This is a genomic window from Streptococcus halitosis, assembly GCF_027691175.1.
Lineage (GTDB): Bacteria > Bacillota > Bacilli > Lactobacillales > Streptococcaceae > Streptococcus > Streptococcus halitosis_A.
In genome coordinates this window covers 15504-33666 of record NZ_JAQFBD010000005.1, presented here as the reverse complement: position 1 = coordinate 33666, position 18163 = coordinate 15504, and the positions used below count along the sequence as shown (strand labels likewise).

At 41.9% G+C, this 18163-nt stretch carries 15 protein-coding genes; 13 read left to right on the top strand and 2 right to left on the bottom strand.

Going from position 1 to position 18163, the window contains the following annotated elements:
• Window positions 1–24: 24 nt before the first annotated feature.
• Complete coding sequence (locus PG086_RS08715) at window positions 25–5148, bottom strand: SIALI-17 repeat-containing surface protein (RefSeq protein ID WP_270748661.1); 5124 nt, start codon at window positions 5146–5148, stop codon at window positions 25–27.
• 314 nt (window positions 5149–5462) lie between these two features.
• Between PG086_RS08715 and PG086_RS08710 the strand changes: the two genes are divergently transcribed.
• The 13 genes from PG086_RS08710 to PG086_RS08650 all read left to right on the top strand — a co-directional run bounded on the left by PG086_RS08710 (window position 5463) and on the right by PG086_RS08650 (window position 16945).
• Window positions 5463–5708, top strand: coding sequence for a YneF family protein (locus PG086_RS08710; protein ID WP_000364986.1), 246 nt, complete (start codon window positions 5463–5465; stop codon window positions 5706–5708).
• A gap of 205 nt (window positions 5709–5913) precedes the next feature.
• Window positions 5914–6708 (top strand): glutamate racemase, encoded by a 795-nt coding sequence (gene racE / locus PG086_RS08705; protein ID WP_000370379.1) that lies wholly within the window; start codon window positions 5914–5916, stop codon window positions 6706–6708.
• Entirely contained in the window at window positions 6666–7676 is a 1011-nt protein-coding gene (locus PG086_RS08700) for a nucleoside-triphosphate diphosphatase (protein WP_420235662.1), read from the top strand. Before racE ends, PG086_RS08700 begins: the two co-directional genes overlap by 43 nt.
• Complete coding sequence (locus PG086_RS08695; protein WP_001118944.1) at window positions 7652–8173, top strand: metallophosphoesterase; 522 nt, start codon at window positions 7652–7654, stop codon at window positions 8171–8173. The genes PG086_RS08700 and PG086_RS08695 overlap by 25 nt, the downstream gene beginning before the upstream one ends.
• Window positions 8170–8631 carry a cyclic-di-AMP-binding protein CbpB gene (gene cbpB, locus PG086_RS08690; protein WP_000560696.1) on the top strand — a complete coding sequence of 154 codons (462 nt, stop codon included), beginning with the start codon at window positions 8170–8172 and terminating at the stop codon, window positions 8629–8631. Before PG086_RS08695 ends, cbpB begins: the two co-directional genes overlap by 4 nt.
• Window positions 8628–9362 (top strand): site-specific tyrosine recombinase XerD, encoded by a 735-nt coding sequence (gene xerD / locus PG086_RS08685; protein ID WP_333558142.1) that lies wholly within the window; start codon window positions 8628–8630, stop codon window positions 9360–9362. Before cbpB ends, xerD begins: the two co-directional genes overlap by 4 nt.
• Complete coding sequence (locus PG086_RS08680) at window positions 9362–10090, top strand: segregation/condensation protein A (RefSeq protein WP_167266471.1); 729 nt, start codon at window positions 9362–9364, stop codon at window positions 10088–10090. The genes xerD and PG086_RS08680 overlap by 1 nt, the downstream gene beginning before the upstream one ends.
• An 18-nt stretch (window positions 10091–10108) precedes the next feature.
• Window positions 10109–10678 carry an SMC-Scp complex subunit ScpB gene (gene scpB / locus PG086_RS08675; RefSeq protein WP_000105285.1) on the top strand — a complete coding sequence of 190 codons (570 nt, stop codon included), beginning with the start codon at window positions 10109–10111 and terminating at the stop codon, window positions 10676–10678.
• On the top strand, window positions 10665–11387 hold the full coding sequence (locus PG086_RS08670; protein WP_001222228.1) for a pseudouridine synthase: 723 nt from the start codon (window positions 10665–10667) through the stop codon (window positions 11385–11387). Before scpB ends, PG086_RS08670 begins: the two co-directional genes overlap by 14 nt.
• A complete protein-coding gene (yidD, locus tag PG086_RS08665; RefSeq protein ID WP_167266474.1) occupies window positions 11387–11626 on the top strand; it encodes a membrane protein insertion efficiency factor YidD in 240 nt (79 codons plus the stop codon). Before PG086_RS08670 ends, yidD begins: the two co-directional genes overlap by 1 nt.
• Before the next feature lie 150 nt (window positions 11627–11776).
• Window positions 11777–14500: an Sgo0707 family adhesin gene (locus tag PG086_RS08660; RefSeq protein WP_270748648.1), complete on the top strand. Its 2724-nt coding sequence runs from the start codon at window positions 11777–11779 to the stop codon at window positions 14498–14500.
• Between the two features lie 53 nt (window positions 14501–14553).
• Window positions 14554–16017: an isopeptide-forming domain-containing fimbrial protein gene (locus tag PG086_RS08655; RefSeq protein WP_084853040.1), complete on the top strand. Its 1464-nt coding sequence runs from the start codon at window positions 14554–14556 to the stop codon at window positions 16015–16017.
• Window positions 16018–16087: 70 nt separating this feature from the next.
• Complete coding sequence (locus PG086_RS08650; RefSeq protein WP_167266479.1) at window positions 16088–16945, top strand: class C sortase; 858 nt, start codon at window positions 16088–16090, stop codon at window positions 16943–16945.
• A 155-nt stretch (window positions 16946–17100) separates the two neighbouring features.
• On the opposite strand, the gene PG086_RS08645 is transcribed toward PG086_RS08650, so the two are convergent.
• Window positions 17101–18072 carry a siderophore ABC transporter substrate-binding protein gene (locus PG086_RS08645; protein WP_084853038.1) on the bottom strand — a complete coding sequence of 324 codons (972 nt, stop codon included), beginning with the start codon at window positions 18070–18072 and terminating at the stop codon, window positions 17101–17103.
• Window positions 18073–18163: the final 91 nt, after the last annotated feature.

The window sequence follows — 18163 nt, the reverse complement described above, 5'->3', positions numbered from 1 at the left end:
ATCCTGTTTTTGTGTGCTTAAAGGTTAGTTGGAGTCATCCTTTCTTCCTTTTAACATAAAAGTGGCTGTAAGGGCTAGGCTGAGTCCTGCTAAGAATAGGAGTGGGTTGGACGCTTCTCCTGTCGCTGGAAGTTGTTCTTTAGGAGAATGATTTCCAGTTTTCGCAAGGCTCGGACTAGCTGAAAGTTGTTCAGCCTCGTGTGCCAAGGTTTCTGTATCTGAAACACTTGGTTTTTCCTCAGTGTTAGAGCTTGTTCCAGTAGCTTGATAGACGACAGCATAGGTACTGAAATGATTAGTGATGAATTCTACCTTTTCTTCTCGAACGGTGAAATCAAGGGCTTGCAACTCCTTGGTCGGAGTGATGTAGTAGATATTTTCTACTCTAGCTGAAATAGGCAAGCGAACCAAGACAGAGCCTTTTGGCTGCAAGCTATGATTGGTTGGATTTTTAAGCTGTAGGTCGTAAGCATCATAGGTCTTGCCAAAGAGTTCTTGAGCTAGGACACGTCGACTAGAAACGTGAGAAATTCCTTCTAAGTCGTTGGTTCCACCGATGATTTCTACTCCAGTTTCCTTATCTTTCAAGACTTGAACTGGATAGTCAGGAAGTCTAAGGGTTGGAGCGGTCTGATCCCCGCTAGTCCCGATAGGTTTATTGTACTCAGGTTTTTCAACAGTAGGAGCTTCCTCTTGCCACGCCGTTCCGATAGGTTCGGTGTATTCAGGCTTTTCTACAGTGGGCGGTACTTCTTGCCCTGCAGTCCCGATAGGCTCAGTGTATTCAGGAATTTCTACGATAGGCGGTTCCTCTTGCCCCGCCGTTCCGATAGGTTTATTGTATTCAGGTTTCTCAACTGTAGGCGGTTCCTCTTGCCCTGCCGTTCCGATAGGATCAGTATATTCCGGAATTTCAACAGTTGGAGCTGGTTCGTCCCCCTTGCTTGTAGTTGGCTGCTTCTCATCAACTTTCTTTTCATCTTTTTTAGTAAAGACGGCTACGACAGGACTGCTAGTGGTAGTTCCTTGAATAGCATATGCTTCAATGGCATTTCCAGCTTTGCGATTGGTTTCGTCAGGGATTGGGATTTGAACTTGATTGTCTTGGATTGATAGGATAGTCTGATCTCCACTTGTAACCAGATGTGTTTCATCCACCTTACGCAAAACTAGAGGATTTTTGACACCTGGGAAGGTCACTGCGATGGCTTCCCAATCTCCAGCTGGTAGGCTTAAGGAAATGGTTTTGTCATTCTCCTTAAGAGAAGCGATACTTGGGCTATCTATACCAACAGCAGGGGCTTTGATGATATCAAAGGAGTCTAGAGAGATTTTCTTGCGACCTTCTGGCGAATCTGGATCAACTTGTAATGTCAGGGTGTGCGGACCGTCAGTAAGGTTTGTAAATTCGCCAATAAAAGCTCTCTTTTCAGTTGCACCTGAAGTGTAGAAGTCTAGACTTGGCATTTCTTTGCCATCTAGTGTAACACGTGCTTGTCCAAGGGCAAGGCTCTTCAAGCCATAGATACGAATGCCCGTCCCTGTAAAGGAAATGGTTGCCTGAGCTTCTGAAGCTGCACTAGAGTCGCTGTTGTTAATATCAGCGTATTTTTCCGTACCACCGTAGAGTTCAGGGTCAGACCAGTCCTTAAACTGGGAACCATACTGGATACGCGAATCACGATCATCCATTTTTTCAATCGTATTGCCTGTTCCTGCTAGAATCTTGAAGTAGTCTAATGAAATTTTCGAGCGCTCACTACCACGTCCTTTGTGCTCACGTTTAACACGAAGAGTCAATGTGTGAGGTCCGTCAGATAATCCTGAGAAGCGACCAATGAGACTGCCTTTTTCAGTTGCTCCAGCAGTATGGAAGTCAAGCTCGCCGACTTCTTTGCCGTCAATTTTAGCAGTGGCAAGACCTAGTTCAGACGATTTCAGTCCATAGATTTCGATACCAACGCCAGTGAAAGGAATGGTAGCAGTGATGTCTTCGTCTGTGTAGTCTCCTTTTGAAAGGTCAGCAAATTTCTCTGTTCCTCCAAATAATTCTGAGTCTGCCCAGTTTCCAAAGGCAGCTCCGTACTGGATGCGGCTATCTCGGTCGTCCATCAACTCGCTATAGGTTTCGACAGTGGCCTGTTCAGAAACTTGTGTGGCAAGCTCGCCCAGCATAGCCTTGACAGTATAGGTGTAGGCATGTTGAGGATTGAGTGATCGGTCAATAAAGTGGGTTTGATTGGTTACAAATTCTCTGGTCGCAGAGGTTTGACCATTTTCGTCTTTCACTTGTCTTTGGATGACATAGTGGGTAGCGCCTTCTACTTGGTTGAAGGTAAGTTCGGCGGTGACACCATTTTGTCGAACGGCTGTCAGACTGGTTACACGACCAGGGAAGTGTTCAAAGGTAATGACGTCACCTTTTTGCGTTGCAAGCTGGATACGATTATCTTTAAGCACAGTTGCCTTGACTGGTTTGCCATTGACCTTGATTTGGCTGGTTTCGATATTTGGGTAATCTACAACCAGGTCTCCACCGACATTTGAAAGGAAGGACAAGCTTTGCAGGTTTTTATCTTTCCACTTCATGCTGACTTCAAAGTTTCCTCGAGCAACCAAGCCAGAAACCTGACCGTCTTTCCAAGCATCAGGAAGGGCTGGCAGTGGGGCGATATAGCCAGTGTGTGATTGGAGGAGCATTTCTGCCATCCCGCTGGTTGCTCCAAAGTTGCCGTCGATTTGGAAAGGTGCGTGGGTATCCCAAAGGTTTTCTAGGGTTGAATACTTGAGCTGTTCAGCGAGCAAGCGATGGGCACGGTTACCGTCCAGCAAACGAGCCCAGAGGTTGATTTTATTGGCCTTAGACCAACCCGTACCACCATCTCCACGGTGGTTCAAGGTAGCACGCGCAGCCTCTAGGTATTCAGCCTGGTCCTTGCTAAAGAGCGTACCTGGGAAGAGACCAACTAGATGGGAAACGTGACGGTGGTGATTTTCAATCCCTTCATTTGTGAATTGGGGGCTGTCCTCCTCGTACCATTCCTTGATACGCCCCTCTTTGTTGATGTGAAGTGGTTTTAGTTTGTCAAATTTAGCCTTGACCTCTGTGACTAAGTCTTGGTCGACATTCAGATGGTTGGCGACTTCCATGTAGTCGTGGAATAGCTGCCAGACTAGTGATTGGTCAAAGGTATTTCCGATGGTGATGGTCCCGTGTTCTGGTGAGTAGGATGGAGAAGATACCCAACGGTCGCTGGCCTGGTCATAGTGCAAGAAGGAGTTCCAGAACTTAGCTGTTTCCTTGAGCATTGGGTAAATCTTTTCTTTGAGATAGGTCTCATCCTTGGTGAACTTGTAGTAATCATAGACGTTTTGCATCATCCAAGCATTAGCAGCTGGAGACCAACCCCAATAGTAATTCCAGCCTGGAGTAGTCCAGCCAAATGGTGTTGCTTGGGTGTGGACCAGCCAACCATTTTCTTGTCCGTCTTTGGATTCGATACCTGCGTATTCCTTAGCAGCGATACGACCATAGTAGCGCATGTCATCAATGTAATTGATCATTGGCTTGGCTGTTTCAGCAAGGTTGCTCATGTAGGCTGGCCAATAGTTCATTTGCAAATTGACATTGAGGTGATAGTCAGCGTTCCAAGGTGGATTATCTACAGCATTCCAGACTCCTTGTAGGTTTGCAGGAAGGGCATCTGTCCGATCACGAGACGAACTGATGAGTAGATAACGTCCGTATTGGAAGAAGAGTTCTTCCAATTTTTGCCCTTTTTCTGGGTTATAGCCTTGAAGGGCCTCTTTCGTCGTTTGAGCAGTCTTGTTTCCGCCTAGGTTTAGTTTAACGCGGTTAAAGAGACTTTGATAGTCTTTGATATGGGCCTTTTTCAGTATCTTGTAGTCTTTGGCCTTAGCTGCTTCGACAATCCCTTTAACTGTTTTTTCGAGGTCAATGTCTTTTCGATAGTTGGTTTTTGGATTCTGAGCAAAGTTAGTCTTGGCACTGAGATAGAGGGTTGCATAACTTGCGCCTGTAACGGTCAGAGTTTCGTCCTGAACAGTCACCTTTCCGTCCGTTTTAATTCCTAGATAGGATGCAAATTGGAGGCCGTTATCTTTGACAGTTCCCTTTAGAAGGATTCCGTTTGCATCTGTAGTGACATGACCATTCTTATAGTTGGAATATTCCCAAGAGTAGTTGCCATTAGCAAGCAAGTCTTCTGTCAAACTGTTCCAAAGGGTAAAGTCAAGTGTCTTGTTTCCTTTTTTAGTCAAGTGGGTCACAGTGACATCATCAGGATAACTGGAGAAGTTTTCGCGTTTGAAGGTCGTCCCATCTTGGGTGTAAGAAGTGGTCGTAGTGGCTTCAGTGATATCCAGATTACGGTGATAATCAGTTACAGTGTCTAGTCCTTTCTTCTGGTTATTAAAGACCATGAAGATATCTCCAAAGGCTAGGTAACGTCCATACTGGGCGTTGTTTGGTCCAACTAGATTTTGTTCAGCGAGCTGTTTAGCTTTTTGGCGGTCACCAGCTTCGAGGGCTTTACGAATCTCAGCCAAGACCTTGTAGCGATCCTTGTAGTTTCCTCCGTTATAGTCGGTGCTATCGGGTTGTGGTCCTCCTGACCAGAGGGTCTTTTCGTTGTACTGGATTCTCTCTTCGCCAATTAGGCCAAATACCTTGGCTCCCATCTCTCCGTTTCCGACAGGAAGGGCTTGCTTTTCCCATCCGTCATAGGAGGGAGCTGTTGGCTGATCGTAGTTGAGTTGATAGTTCTCTTGCTTTGTCACCGGCTGATCTGCTTTTTCAGGTTCCTTCTTTTCTTTAGCTTCTACAACGGCTTCTTCACTAGCTTGACTATTTGTCTTCTGAGCCTCCTCAGCTGGCTTGCTTTCGGAAACAACGGGATTCTCGGCTAGAGACGGATTTGTAGTTTCAGTAGCTTCAGCTGCTTTGGGTTCGCTATCAGGCTTAGTGATAGCTTCGACAGAGGTTGGTTCAGTTTGCTTGACCTCAACACTGTCTGCGGCTACAGTGTGGTTGACTAGAAAAACAGCTCCCAGTAAAACAGAAGCAGTCCCAACCGTCAGCTTGCGGATGCTATAGCGACAGGATTTCTCCCAAAATCTTTTATCCATAGAAATCTCCTTTAGCATTTGGAACCGTTTACATTTTGTAAAGCAAATCCCTATATTTTTGTTTCTATTTACCTCCCATTCTACTGGTCATCTAGCATTTGTCAATAGCTTTTTAGCAAGAGTCATATTTGTTGTTGTTTTTTCTTAAAATAGTAGAGTAAAGAGGGGATTATTCGTAATTTCATAGTTCATTCTGAATGTAAGACTAGCTTAGAATTGGCTTAACTCCATCCCTGAAAGCGTAAAACAAACTAGTCAGAAAAGCCACTTTGTGGTATAATATAGAAGACTCAAAAAGAAACAGGAGAAAAAGAATGGACTTACTTTTAGCAATTGTCTTGATTGTGCTAGCTTTTCTAGGAGGAGCTCTTGGAGGTATGTATTTGGTTCGCAAGCAAATTGAAAAAGAATTTGCGGACAACCCACGTTTGAACGCTGAGGCAGTTCGTGCTCTTTTGAGCGCAAATGGTCAAAAACCAAGTGAAGCCAAGGTACAACAAGTTTACCACCAAATCATTCGCCAACAAAAAGCAGCCCTTGCTAACAATAAAAAGAAATAAATAGGAAAAGTCTGGGATGAAAGTTCCAGACTTCTCACTATGTTCAATAGTTCTCAAGGATAAGACTTTTTCCTTGCATTCTATTGATATTTGATTATGATTAAGAGAGAGGCAGTTGACATTCTATCAAGCTGTCGGTTAGTTCCTTCAGGACAAGGAATCATGATGAACTATCAATCAGAAAAAAGACTAGAAAGAAGACTGTATGGATAATCGACCAATTGGTTTTTTGGATTCGGGTGTCGGGGGCTTGACCGTTGTTCGTGAGCTCATGCGCCAGCTTCCCCATGAAGAAATCGTCTATATTGGAGATTCGGCACGGGCGCCCTATGGTCCCCGTCCTGCTGAGCAAATTCGTGAATATACTTGGCAGTTGGTCAACTTTCTCTTGACCAAGGATGTCAAAATGATTGTCATTGCTTGTAATACTGCGACTGCGGTCGTCTGGGAAGAAATCAAGGCTCAACTAGACATTCCCGTTCTAGGTGTGATTTTGCCAGGAGCTTCGGCAGCCATCAAGTCCAGCCAAGGTGGGAAAATCGGAGTAATTGGAACCCCCATGACGGTCCAATCAGATATCTACCGTCAGAAAATCCATGATCTGGATCCGGATTTACAGGTGGAGAGTTTGGCCTGTCCCAAGTTTGCTCCCTTGGTGGAGTCTGGTGCCCTGTCAACCAGTGTTACCAAGAAAGTGGTCTATGAAACTCTGCGTCCCTTGGTTGGAAAGGTGGATAGCCTGATTTTGGGTTGTACCCATTACCCACTCCTTCGCCCCATCATCCAAAATGTTATGGGACCAAAGGTTCAGCTCATCGATAGTGGGGCAGAGTGTGTGCGGGATATCTCGGTTTTGCTTAACTATTTTGAAATCAATCGTAGCCGAGATGCGGGACCTCTTCAACATCGTTTTTACACAACAGCCAATAGCCAAAGTTTTGCCCAGATTGGAGCAGAATGGCTGGAAAAAGAGATTCATGTGGAGCATGTAACTTTATGACAAATAAAATTTATGAATACAAGGATGACCAGGACTGGTATGTCGGTGTCTGGGATGTCTATGGAGGCATCTACAGCCTCATCAAAGATCCGCTTAATCTTGATTTTATGGATTTGGCTCGGATTTTTCGTGATGAGGAAAATGGCTTTCCGATTACGATAACGGTGATGCGCTGGTCTTCTAACTTCCGTCTGCTCTCCTTTATCGTTGAGATTTTAAATGCCGAAGCAGGCCGCAATCTAGAAGTCATCCAACGTCAGGGAGCCCTGCTCTTTGTTGAAAATGGGCAACTCCTGCATGTAGAATTGCCTAAAGAAGGAGTCGATGTAGAAGCCTTCTTTGAAACTAGCAAGGTTAGAGAAACTCTGCTCATTGCGACTCGTAACGAAGGCAAGACCAAGGAATTCCGAGCTATCTTTGACAAGTTAGGCTACGACGTGGAAAATCTCAATGACTATCCAGATCTGCCTGAAGTAGCCGAAACTGGTATGACCTTTGAAGAAAATGCTCGACTTAAAGCAGAAACTATTTCCCAATTAACAGGCAAGATGGTGCTAGCAGATGACTCAGGTCTCAAAGTCGATGTCCTCGGCGGTTTGCCAGGAGTCTGGTCAGCCCGTTTTGCAGGTGTGGGAGCAACTGACCGTGAAAACAATGCCAAGCTCTTGCACGAATTGGCCATGGTCTTTGAACTCAAGGACCGTTCAGCACAGTTCCACACAACCCTAGTCGTAGCTAGTCCAAACAAGGAAAGCTTGGTTGTTGAAGCTGACTGGCCAGGTTATATTAACTTTGAACCCAAGGGCGAAAATGGCTTTGGATATGATCCCCTTTTCCTTGTGGGAGAGACAGGCAAGTCAGCAGCCGAATTAACCCTTGAAGAAAAAAATAGCCAATCTCACCGTGCCTTAGCCGTTAAGAAACTTTTGGAGGTATTTCCATCATGGCAAAGCAAACCATCATTGTAATGAGTGACTCACATGGCGATAGCTTGATTGTGGAAGAAATTCGTGACCGCTATCTAGGTAAAGTTGATGCCATTTTTCACGATGGTGACTCAGAACTCCGTCCAGACTCTCCGCTCTGGGAGGGCATCCATGTCGTCAAAGGCAACATGGACTTTTATGCTGGTTATCCAGAACGTTTGGTGACTCAACTTGGTCCGACCAAAATCATCCAGACCCATGGACACTTGTTTGATATCAATTTCAACTTTCAAAAGTTGGACTACTGGGCTCAGGAAGAAGAAGCGGACATCTGTCTTTATGGTCACTTACATGTGCCAAATGCTTGGATGGAAGGCAAAACACTCTTTTTAAATCCAGGATCCATCAGCCAACCACGAGGAACCATCAGAGAATGCCTCTATGCCCGTGTGGAGATTGATGACAGCTATTTTAAAGTAGACTTTTTGACACGTGATCATGAGGTTTATCCAGGTCTGTCCAAGGAGTTTGCTCGATGATTGCCAAGGAATTTGAAGCATTTTTATTGGAGCAGGAAGAGACTTTTCTTACCCCTGCTGAGAATCTAGCAGCCTTGATTGATACCCATAACGCTGACCATGCAATTTTGGTATTGAGTCAAATCACCTATACCCGTATCCCTGTTGTGACTTTTGACAAACGCTTTGTCGGAACCATTGGTCTGAGAGACATTTTGGCTTATCAAATGGAGCAAGGTTTGACGGATGAACAGATGGCAACGACAGACATCGTCAATATGACCAAGACAGATGTGGCAGTCGTCGCTCCAGACTATAACATCACTGAAGTCCTCCATAAACTGGTAGATGAACCCTTCTTGCCAGTGGTAGATGATGAAGGAATTTTCCAAGGAATCATCACGCGTAAGTCCATCCTAAAGGCAGTTAATGCCCTCTTGCACGACTTTAGTAAGGAATATGAGATTCGATGCAAATGAGAGATAGCATTTCAGCCTTTTTAGAGAAAAAGCAGGGCTTGTCTGCCAATTCAAAGCAGTCTTACAGGTATGATCTGGAGCAATTTTTAGATATGGTAGGGGAGCGAATCTCTGAGACCAGTCTCAAGATTTACCAAGGCCAGCTAGCCAATCTAAAAATCAGCGCCCAGAAGCGAAAACTTTCGGCCTGTAACCAATTTCTCTACTTTCTCTATCAAAAAGGTGAAGTGGACAGTTTTTACCGTCTGGAATTAGCCAAACAAGCTGAAAAGAAGACTGAAAAGCCAGAGATTCTAAATTTAGACTCTTTTTGGCAGGAAAGTAATTATCCAGAAGGACGCTTGCTGGCGCTTCTTATCTTGGAGCTAGGACTCTTACCAAGTGAGATTTTAGCCCTTAAGGTTGCAGATATCAATCTGGATTTTCAGGTATTGCGAATTAACAAGGCTTCCCAACAGAGGATTGTAGCCATTCCTAGGACCTTGCTTTCAGAATTGGAACCCTTGATGGGGCAGACCTATCTCTTTGAAAGGGGAGGGAAAGCCTATTCTCGTCAGTGGGCCTTTCGTCAGCTGGAGTCCTTTGTCAAGGAGAAAGGTTTCCCAGAACTATCAGCCCAAGCCCTACGGGAACAGTTCATTCTAAGACAGATAGAAAACAAGGTCGATTTGTACGAAATTGCAAAAAAATTAGGATTAAAAACAGTCCTGACCTTAGAAAAATATAGATAATGGATATTAAATTAAAAGATTTTGAAGGGCCCCTGGACCTGCTCTTGCACTTGGTTTCTAAGTACCAGATGGATATCTACGATGTGCCCATTACAGAAGTTATCGAACAGTATCTAGCCTATGTCTCAACTCTGCAGGCCATGCGTCTGGAAGTAACGGGCGAGTATATGGTTATGGCCAGTCAGCTGATGCTGATCAAGAGCCGCAAGCTCTTGCCAAAAGTAGCAGAAGTGACAGACTTGGAGGATGACCTGGAGCAGGACCTTCTCTCCCAAATCGAAGAATACCGCAAGTTCAAGCTCTTGGGTGAGCACTTGGAGGCTAAGCACCAAGATCGGGCTCAGTACTACTCCAAAGCGCCAACAGAGTTGATTTACGAGGAAGCAGAACTTGTACATGACAAGACGACCATTGACCTCTTTTTGGCTTTTTCAAATATCCTAGCCAAGAAAAAAGAGGAGTTCGCTCAGAACCACACGACCATCCTGCGCGATGAGTATAAGATTGAGGACATGATGGTCATCGTAAAAGAGTCCTTGACTGGACGAAACCAGTTGCGTTTGCAGGATTTGTTTAAGGAAGCCCAGAATGTTCAAGAGGTTATTACCCTCTTTTTGGCAACCCTAGAGTTAATCAAAACTCAGGAATTAATCCTCGTGCAAGAGGAGAGTTTCGGAGATATCTATCTTATGGAAAAGAAGGAAGAAAATCAAGAGGCACAAAGCTAGACTTGATAGAGAGGAAAGATGAGTACTTTAGCAGAAATAGAAGCGCTCTTATTTGTAGCAGGTGAAGATGGGATTCGAGTTCGCCAGTTGGCTGAACTCCTCTCACTTCCACCGACAGGCATCCAACAGAGTTTAGAAAAATTAGCCCAGAAGTATGAAAAAGACCAAGATTCGAGCTTGTCTCTGATTGAGACAGGTGGCGCATACAGATTGGTCACCAAGCCTCAATTTGCAGCGATTTTGAAGGAATACTCCAAGGCACCCATCAACCAAAGTTTGTCTCGGGCTGCTCTTGAAACCTTGTCCATCATTGCCTACAAGCAGCCGATTACCCGAATTGAGATTGATGCTATTCGTGGGGTTAATTCTAGTGGAGCTCTAGCTAAGCTACAAGCTTTTGAATTGATAAGAGAAGATGGAAAGAAAGAAGTGTTGGGCCGCCCCAACCTCTATGTGACTACGGATTATTTCCTAGATTACATGGGGATTAACCATTTGGAAGAACTGCCAGTGATTGATGAGCTTGAGATTCAAGCCCAAGAAAGCCAATTATTTGGTGAAAGGATAGAAGAAGATGAGAATCAATAAGTATATTGCCCACGCAGGTGTGGCCAGTAGGAGAAAAGCAGAAGAGTTGATCAAGCAAGGCTTGGTAACCGTCAACGGCCAAGTGGTGCGTGAACTAGCGACGACCATCAAGTCTGGTGACAAGGTCGAAGTGGAAGGCCAGCCCATCTACAACGAAGAAAAGGTCTACTATTTGCTTAACAAACCACGCGGAGTGATTTCCAGTGTGACAGACGACAAGGGCCGCAAGACTGTTGTAGATCTCTTGCCTAATGTCAAAGAACGTATTTACCCAGTTGGACGTTTGGACTGGGATACATCAGGTGTCTTGATTTTAACCAATGATGGGGACTTTACAGACGAGATGATTCACCCCCGTAATGAGATTGACAAGGTCTATGTCGCGCGTGTTAAAGGTGTGGCTAATAAGGACAATCTCCGCCCCTTGACCCGCGGTCTTGAGATTGATGGCAAGAAAACCAAGCCAGCTGTTTATGAAATTCTCAAAGTGGATCCAGTCAAAAACCGCTCTGTGGTACAGTTGACTATCCATGAAGGGCGTAACCATCAGGTTAAAAAGATGTTTGAAGCCGTCGGTCTTCAAGTTGATAAACTGTCTCGGACACGTTTTGGACACTTAGACTTGACAGGTCTTCGTCCAGGAGAATCCCGTCGCCTTAATAAAAAAGAAATCAGCCAACTACACACTATGGCTGTAACCAAGAAATAATGAAACGCATCTTAATAGCGCCAGTACGCTTTTACCAACGTTTTATCTCACCAGCCTTTCCACCCTCTTGTCGCTTTGAGCCGACTTGTTCCAACTACATGATTCAGGCTATTGAAAAACATGGCTTCAAGGGTGTTCTGATGGGCTTGGCTCGAATTTTCCGATGCCATCCTTGGTCGAAAACAGGTAAGGACCCCGTCCCAGACCACTTTTCCCTCAAACGGAATCAAGAAGAGTAAGTCAGTATAATCATCACCTTTTCTGTTAAAACATCTCAATATATATATAAATTTAATTTTTTACTTATATTGATTTTTAAAGTGAAATAATGTAAAATATTTAAGGATAAGCTAAATTTTTTGGATATAAAAAGGGAGGAACTCCACACTATGATGAAGAGAGTGTACAAAAAAGCTGTATTGTTTTTTATTACAATCATCAGTCTTTTATGTATAATATTTCCATTAGAGAGCTCGTCTGCTCTAACAAGGAGTAGGAATGATATCGATTTATCTAATATCAATTTATATCAGTTCGCTTTGAGACAGGAAAATATGGAAATTTTGAGTCAAAATGGCTCAGTAGTAAAGGATGTTGTGCCAGCTAATGGTAACTGGAAGAATAGTACAGTATTTTCATTAAAGGTAGATAAAACAAAGGAAAATCAGGATTTTTCAGAACCACTTGCTTTGAAGTTTACTAATGCAGGTACAGTTTATGATAAGGTTGTAGATGTATATATCACCGTTAATAGTGTGACAACACACCTTGCATCTAAAAATGGTGATTATAATAACAACGCAAAAACAGTTGTCCCTTTTTTAACAGTGGACGAAAATTGGGGGACGAAATCAATCCAAATAATGGATTATATCTATCCTTCTCATCCTACCGTCACTCATGATATGTATCAAACTTATTGGTTCGATGCTAATGTAACAGCTGAGTTGAGATATCAGGATGGCACGCCTTGTGATTTAAAGATGGTTATGAACCCTTCTGATATTGATGTTATTAGTAGGGGTCTAAAAGAGTCATTCTCGTTATATAATATTGACAATACGATTGATAAGATAGTGGAGAATAACGCCAACAATCTTAACGAGTCTACTAGTGGGAATAAAACAACATGGTTACCTACAAACCCTGCTGGAACAAGTGGGGATTGGAATGAGCATAATATAACGGGTCTTGCAGTTCGTTCAGTAGATAATAAAATGTCCTTTTCTTATGGAACAACGGCTGTGTGTGGTGGACTCTTTGGGTTCTACACTGAGGTGCCCTCTACACCGCCTACAAAAGAAGTAGATAAAAACGCTATTACACCAGTAGTTGGTCAGGAGTTGACGTATACAACTAAATACAAGATGCCGGTTCCAGGTAAGGATGTTATCGATGACTTAACTTCCATGAAGATGATTGATACTTTTGATGAACGATTAGACTATAAGAGTCTGACTGTTCAGCTTGAAGGACAGACCTTAACGGAAGGAACGGATTATACTGTAACGGTTGAGAAACAAAAGGTGACAGTTACTATTGATCAAAAACATCTAAAACGAGGCAATGGTGGCCAGAATTATACGATTACCTATAAGACGGTAACAAATGACAAAATTCTCCAAAACGGTACAGAAATTGAGAACCGTGTTACTCAAGAGATAGACAATGTTCCGTCTCACTCAAACACTGTTACGACAAAGGTTTTATATAAGAAAACGCATGAATTTATCAGTGGTACACCAGATAAAACGTTACCACAAGCCGTTCTAGATTTATTACCAGCGGATCAATTAAATATTCCAAATGGAACAACCGTGACACCGGATCAACCCAAAAATGGTATTACAAAAGTCAGCGTTCCTGAAGGTAATTGGGTCTTTAAGGGATATGATAAAAATTCTGAGGTTATCAATAACAAAGACGCTCATTTTATTGGGAAATGGGTTATTGAAGAATATACCAAACCTGTTAAAGATGTTCAAAATGATTCAGGTACAACGATTAATGGTAAAGCCGTCCAACCGGGAGATGTTTTAACCTATACTATAAAATATACCAATACAACTGATAGTGATCGTGATGTTACTATAACAGATACTATTCCAAAGCTAACAACCTATGTAGATAATTCTGCAGATAATAGTGGTGCATATGCTGATGGTAAACTTACTTGGGTAAAAAGAGTTTTGAAGGATGAGACCTTCGTAGTTACATTTAAAGTAAGAGTAAACGAGAACGTTGATGGTGAGGAAATTATCAACACTGGGCATGTGAGTGATGGATTAATGGATGTGGATACCAATCCAACTAATAATCCAACGCCTAAAAAACCTAAAAAAGATGTTGTAAATGATTCAAATATTAGTATTGATGGTGAAAAAGTTCAGTGGGGGCAGGTTCTAACTTACACAGTAACTTACCAGAACACAACTGGAGAGTCACGTGATGTTACTATAACAGATACTATTCCTAAGTACACCACTTATATTGAAGACTCGGTAGACAATGAGGGAACATTCACTAATGGTAAGATTACTTGGACAAAGAATGTTGCTAACGGCGAAATCTTCAAGGTGTCCTTTAAAGTGAAAGTTAATGATGATGCTAATGATAAATTGATTGAGAACACAGCCCAAGTAGCATCTGGAGACAATGAAGTTAAAACCAATACAACGAAAAATTCAACGCCAACTAGAACCAGTGTCAAAGTGACAAAAGTGTGGGATGATTACAATGATAAATATAAAAAACGTCCACAATCTATTGTCGTTAACCTATTAGCAGATGGTGAAGTTATTCAAACTACGACGATTGTTGCTGATGCAAATGGAAATTGGATGCATGAATTTACTAATTTACCAGAATATACAAGTAATGACAAAAAGATAGATTATACTGTTAGTGAAGATGTAGTTAAGGGTTATGATACAACATACTCTGCTAACAATAATGGGAATATAACAATCACAAATACTGTTCAAAAGGAGTATGGTTTGCCTGGAACAGGAGGTAAGGGAGTATTGTTATATATGATTGTTGGAGGAATAATGATCGTAGTTTCAGTTGTTCTTTTAGTTTTACGTCGTAAGCAACACGTAAGAAAATATTAATTACGATCTGTTCTTTATAAAAAATAAAATAATTTATTTCAAGGAGAATAAACATGAAAAAAATAAAATGGTCATTAATGGGCTTTATAGCTGTATTAATGATGATTGTTAGCAATAAGGTATTTGCTAGTGATACCTATACGGTGACCTTAAATGGAACAACAACAGGTCATACTTATGAAGTTTACCAAATCTTTAGTGGGGACTTATCGAATAGTACTCTTTCAAATATAAAATGGGGGAAGGGTGTCAGTGCAGCTGGACAAACAGCCCTTGGTGATGCCGTGGCTAAAGCTGAGAGTTTAGATGGGAAGGCTACAGATGCGACAGAAGCACAGCAATTTGCTAAAGAGGTTGCATTATATCTGCAGACCCCTTCTGCAACAGTAGTAAGTACAGAGACAACAACAATCATTTCAGGTTTATCTGCAGGATACTACTTGATCAAAGATAAAGAAGGAACGCAAAATGGTACTAATGATGCGTATACTCGCTTTATTCTAGAGGTGGTTAAGAATACACAAGCAGAATTGAAATCAGATGTTCCCAAAATTGAAAAGAAAGTTCAATCAGGAGATGATTATCGTGATGCAGCTAGTTATGCAATTGGAGAGTCAATACCTTATCAATTGACAGCTACATTGCCAAGCAATTATGAATCCTATAAAGAATACTATCTTTCATTTAATGATTCATTGTCTTCTGGTTTAACTTATAATAATGATGCGAAAGTCTATGTTGTGAATGGTTCTACTGAGCAGGAAATAACAAACAAATTTACAATTGCTGCGGATGGCTCAAGTTATGTAGTGAATGACTTGAAAACTGTGTCAGAAGATGATCGCGGTCAAACAGTAAATATTACAAAAGATTCAAAGATTGTTGTGCGTTATACAGCGAAACTTAATGAAAGTGCAGTAATTGGATCAACAGGAAATTCAAATACAGCTAGCTTAACCTATTCAAACAATCCAAATAGTACAGGTGGTGGAAGTAAGGGAGTGACACCAAAGGATAAAGTTGTTGTCTTTACTTATCAAGTCATTGTAAATAAAGTGGATCAAGATTCAAGAACTCCTCTTAAAGGAGCAGGTTTCACACTTTATAAAAAAGATTCTACTGGAGTCTACAATAAAGTAGAAGAGATAACAGCCGGCGAAACTACGACTTTTACATTTAAAGGTCTTAATGTTGGCGATTATAAACTTTCTGAGACGGTTACACCTGCTGGTTACAATACAATTGCAGACGTAGAGTTTACAATTTCTGCCAATGTGGATAAAGCGTCTGATAACCCAATTTTAAATACATTAGAGGCGACGTCAACGTCTACTAATAAACTGGTGTTTACTTCTAATATTGTCGATGGCTCATTAACCACTACAGTTGTCAATAAGAAAGGTTCCATTCTTCCTTCAACAGGTAGTGTTGGAACAACAATGCTGTATGTTATGGGTTCGCTCTTAGTGATTGGAGCAGGAATTTTACTAGCTGTAAGAAAGAAAACAAATAATTAAGATTATAAAAAGGAGATAGTTTATAATATCTATCTCCTTCATTTGATTAAAAGGGGGTGAGGTGTCCGGTATGATTTCTTTTATTAAGAGGCAATTTGTTACTATTTTGTTGATTGTCCTTTTATTAAGTGGTTTATCGTTAATATTATATCCAACATTTAGTGATATTTGGAATTCTTATCACCAGTCAGAAGCCATTGCATCCTATAAGCGTGATGTAGAAATAATAAATCAACAAGAAAAAGATAAACAACTGTCTGAAGCGGAACTGTACAATAAGCAGTTACCTATCGGTGTCAATCCTCATCTCAATCTTACCAAGGATGAGGAGGAAAGGTACAACACAACATTGGATATTACTGGTACTGGAATCATGGCTTATGTGGAAATACCAAAATTAAACACCAAGCTCCCAATTTACCATGGTACTGATGAAGCTGTGTTGGAGATAGCAATTGGACACATTGCGGGGACATCCCTTCCCATCGGAGGGGTGGGAACACATTCCGTTATTTCGGGACACCGTGGTCTCCCTTCAGCAAAACTATTTACAAATTTAAATGAGCTGGAAAATGGAGATACGTTTATGATTCATATTTTAGATAAAACTCTAATTTATGAAGTGGATCAGAGTTTAACGGTGCTTCCTGAAGATTTATCTGCTCTACAAATAGATTCTCAAAAAGATTATTGTACTCTGGTTACATGTACTCCTTATGGTGTTAATACTCATCGTTTATTGGTTAGAGGACATAGGGTATTTAAAGAGGGACTGAGTGAATCAAAAGATTCAGTAGCAGACTCTTCGTTTATACGTATTTCTCTCACTATAATGCTAATCATCTTTGCCTTTGCTTTAATATTTATCTTTTTTAGGAAAAAGAAATATCAGCAGACTTATAGACGATCAAAAAGAGGGAGACGCTAATTTTCAAAACTACAATTAGAGATAACTATACTGTTTTTATAAGGAATTTTCTTTTGGTTCCTAATAGGAGAAGACCCCGTCCCAGACCACTTTTTCCTCAAATGAAATCAAGAAGAAAAATAAACCCAACATCACCTGATGTTGGGTTTTCTTGCTTATTTCAAAGCTTTTTGAGCGTCTTCAATCATGAGTTTAGTTGATTCAAGACCGCCACCGCTTAGATACCATAGGTCTGGTGTTAGTTGGACAATTTTACCATTTTTAGCGGCAGGAGTTTCAGCGATGAGGGCATTTTCTAGGACGCCGTCGTTGCTTGAGTTGTCCCCACCGATGGCAAGGGTACGGTTGATGACAAAGAGGATGTCAGGATTGATTTCTTTCACACTTTCAAAGCTGACTTCTTGTCCGTGGCGAGAGTCTTCAAATTGAGTATCAGTTGGTTTGAATTTCAAGGTTTGATACAAGAAAGAGAAACGAGATTGGGCACCAAAGGCAGCCATTTTTCCTTCATTGAGGAGGATAGCAAGGGCTTTTTTGTCAGAACTTTCGTTTTTAGTAGCGACTTCTTGAATGCTCTTATCCAGATTTGCCAATTCTTCTTTGGCTTTCTGTGTACCAGTTTCGCCAAAGGCGCTTGCTAGGGATTCGATGTTGGCCTTGGTAGAAGTCCAGTAGTCGTCCTTGCTTGCTTGGAAGAGCACGGTTGGAGCGATTTCTTTGAACTTGTCTACGAATTTTTGGGTACGTGGAGAAGCGATAATCAAATCCGGTTCAAGAGCAGCAATGGCTTCTAGGTCTGGCTCCACCATAGAACCAACATTGTTGACATTTCCTGCAAGATCTTTTAGGTAAGTCGGAACAGTTTTTGTAGGCATTCCGACGATATTCTTTTCAAATCCTAAAGCGCGAATAGTATCCGCAGCACCGAGGTCGAAGGTCACAATCTTTTCAGGAACCTTTGAAAGTTTGACCTCGTCTAGTGAACTTTTAATGGTTACCTCTGTTGGAGCAGAGCTACTTGTCTCTGTCTGGCTAGTGCTTGAGTTTGTATTTGTACTACATGCACCAAGTAAGAGCAAGAAGCTGGCAGCTAGGGCAGTGAGATAAAGTTTAAGGGATGTTTTCATGATTTCTCCTTTTTAAAATGTGATAACGATGTAGGGAGTCTCTTAGATAGGCTTGTTAGCTAAGAGACAGAGGGTTCTCTAACATGAGTTC

What these genes read in the sequence shown, in the direction of transcription:
- PG086_RS08715 (WP_270748661.1), bottom strand. Translation starts at nt 5,148, where the DNA reads ATGGATAAAAGATTTTGGGAGAAATCCTGTCGCTATAGCATCCGCAAG.
- PG086_RS08710 (WP_000364986.1), top strand. Translation starts at nt 5,463, where the DNA reads ATGGACTTACTTTTAGCAATTGTCTTGATTGTGCTAGCTTTTCTAGGA.
- racE (WP_000370379.1), top strand. Translation starts at nt 5,914, where the DNA reads ATGGATAATCGACCAATTGGTTTTTTGGATTCGGGTGTCGGGGGCTTG.
- PG086_RS08700 (WP_420235662.1), top strand. Translation starts at nt 6,666, where the DNA reads ATGGCTGGAAAAAGAGATTCATGTGGAGCATGTAACTTTATGACAAAT.
- PG086_RS08695 (WP_001118944.1), top strand. Translation starts at nt 7,652, where the DNA reads ATGGCAAAGCAAACCATCATTGTAATGAGTGACTCACATGGCGATAGC.
- cbpB (WP_000560696.1), top strand. Translation starts at nt 8,170, where the DNA reads ATGATTGCCAAGGAATTTGAAGCATTTTTATTGGAGCAGGAAGAGACT.
- xerD (WP_333558142.1), top strand. Translation starts at nt 8,628, where the DNA reads ATGAGAGATAGCATTTCAGCCTTTTTAGAGAAAAAGCAGGGCTTGTCT.
- PG086_RS08680 (WP_167266471.1), top strand. Translation starts at nt 9,362, where the DNA reads ATGGATATTAAATTAAAAGATTTTGAAGGGCCCCTGGACCTGCTCTTG.
- scpB (WP_000105285.1), top strand. Translation starts at nt 10,109, where the DNA reads ATGAGTACTTTAGCAGAAATAGAAGCGCTCTTATTTGTAGCAGGTGAA.
- PG086_RS08670 (WP_001222228.1), top strand. Translation starts at nt 10,665, where the DNA reads ATGAGAATCAATAAGTATATTGCCCACGCAGGTGTGGCCAGTAGGAGA.
- yidD (WP_167266474.1), top strand. Translation starts at nt 11,387, where the DNA reads ATGAAACGCATCTTAATAGCGCCAGTACGCTTTTACCAACGTTTTATC.
- PG086_RS08660 (WP_270748648.1), top strand. Translation starts at nt 11,777, where the DNA reads ATGATGAAGAGAGTGTACAAAAAAGCTGTATTGTTTTTTATTACAATC.
- PG086_RS08655 (WP_084853040.1), top strand. Translation starts at nt 14,554, where the DNA reads ATGAAAAAAATAAAATGGTCATTAATGGGCTTTATAGCTGTATTAATG.
- PG086_RS08650 (WP_167266479.1), top strand. Translation starts at nt 16,088, where the DNA reads ATGATTTCTTTTATTAAGAGGCAATTTGTTACTATTTTGTTGATTGTC.
- PG086_RS08645 (WP_084853038.1), bottom strand. Translation starts at nt 18,072, where the DNA reads ATGAAAACATCCCTTAAACTTTATCTCACTGCCCTAGCTGCCAGCTTC.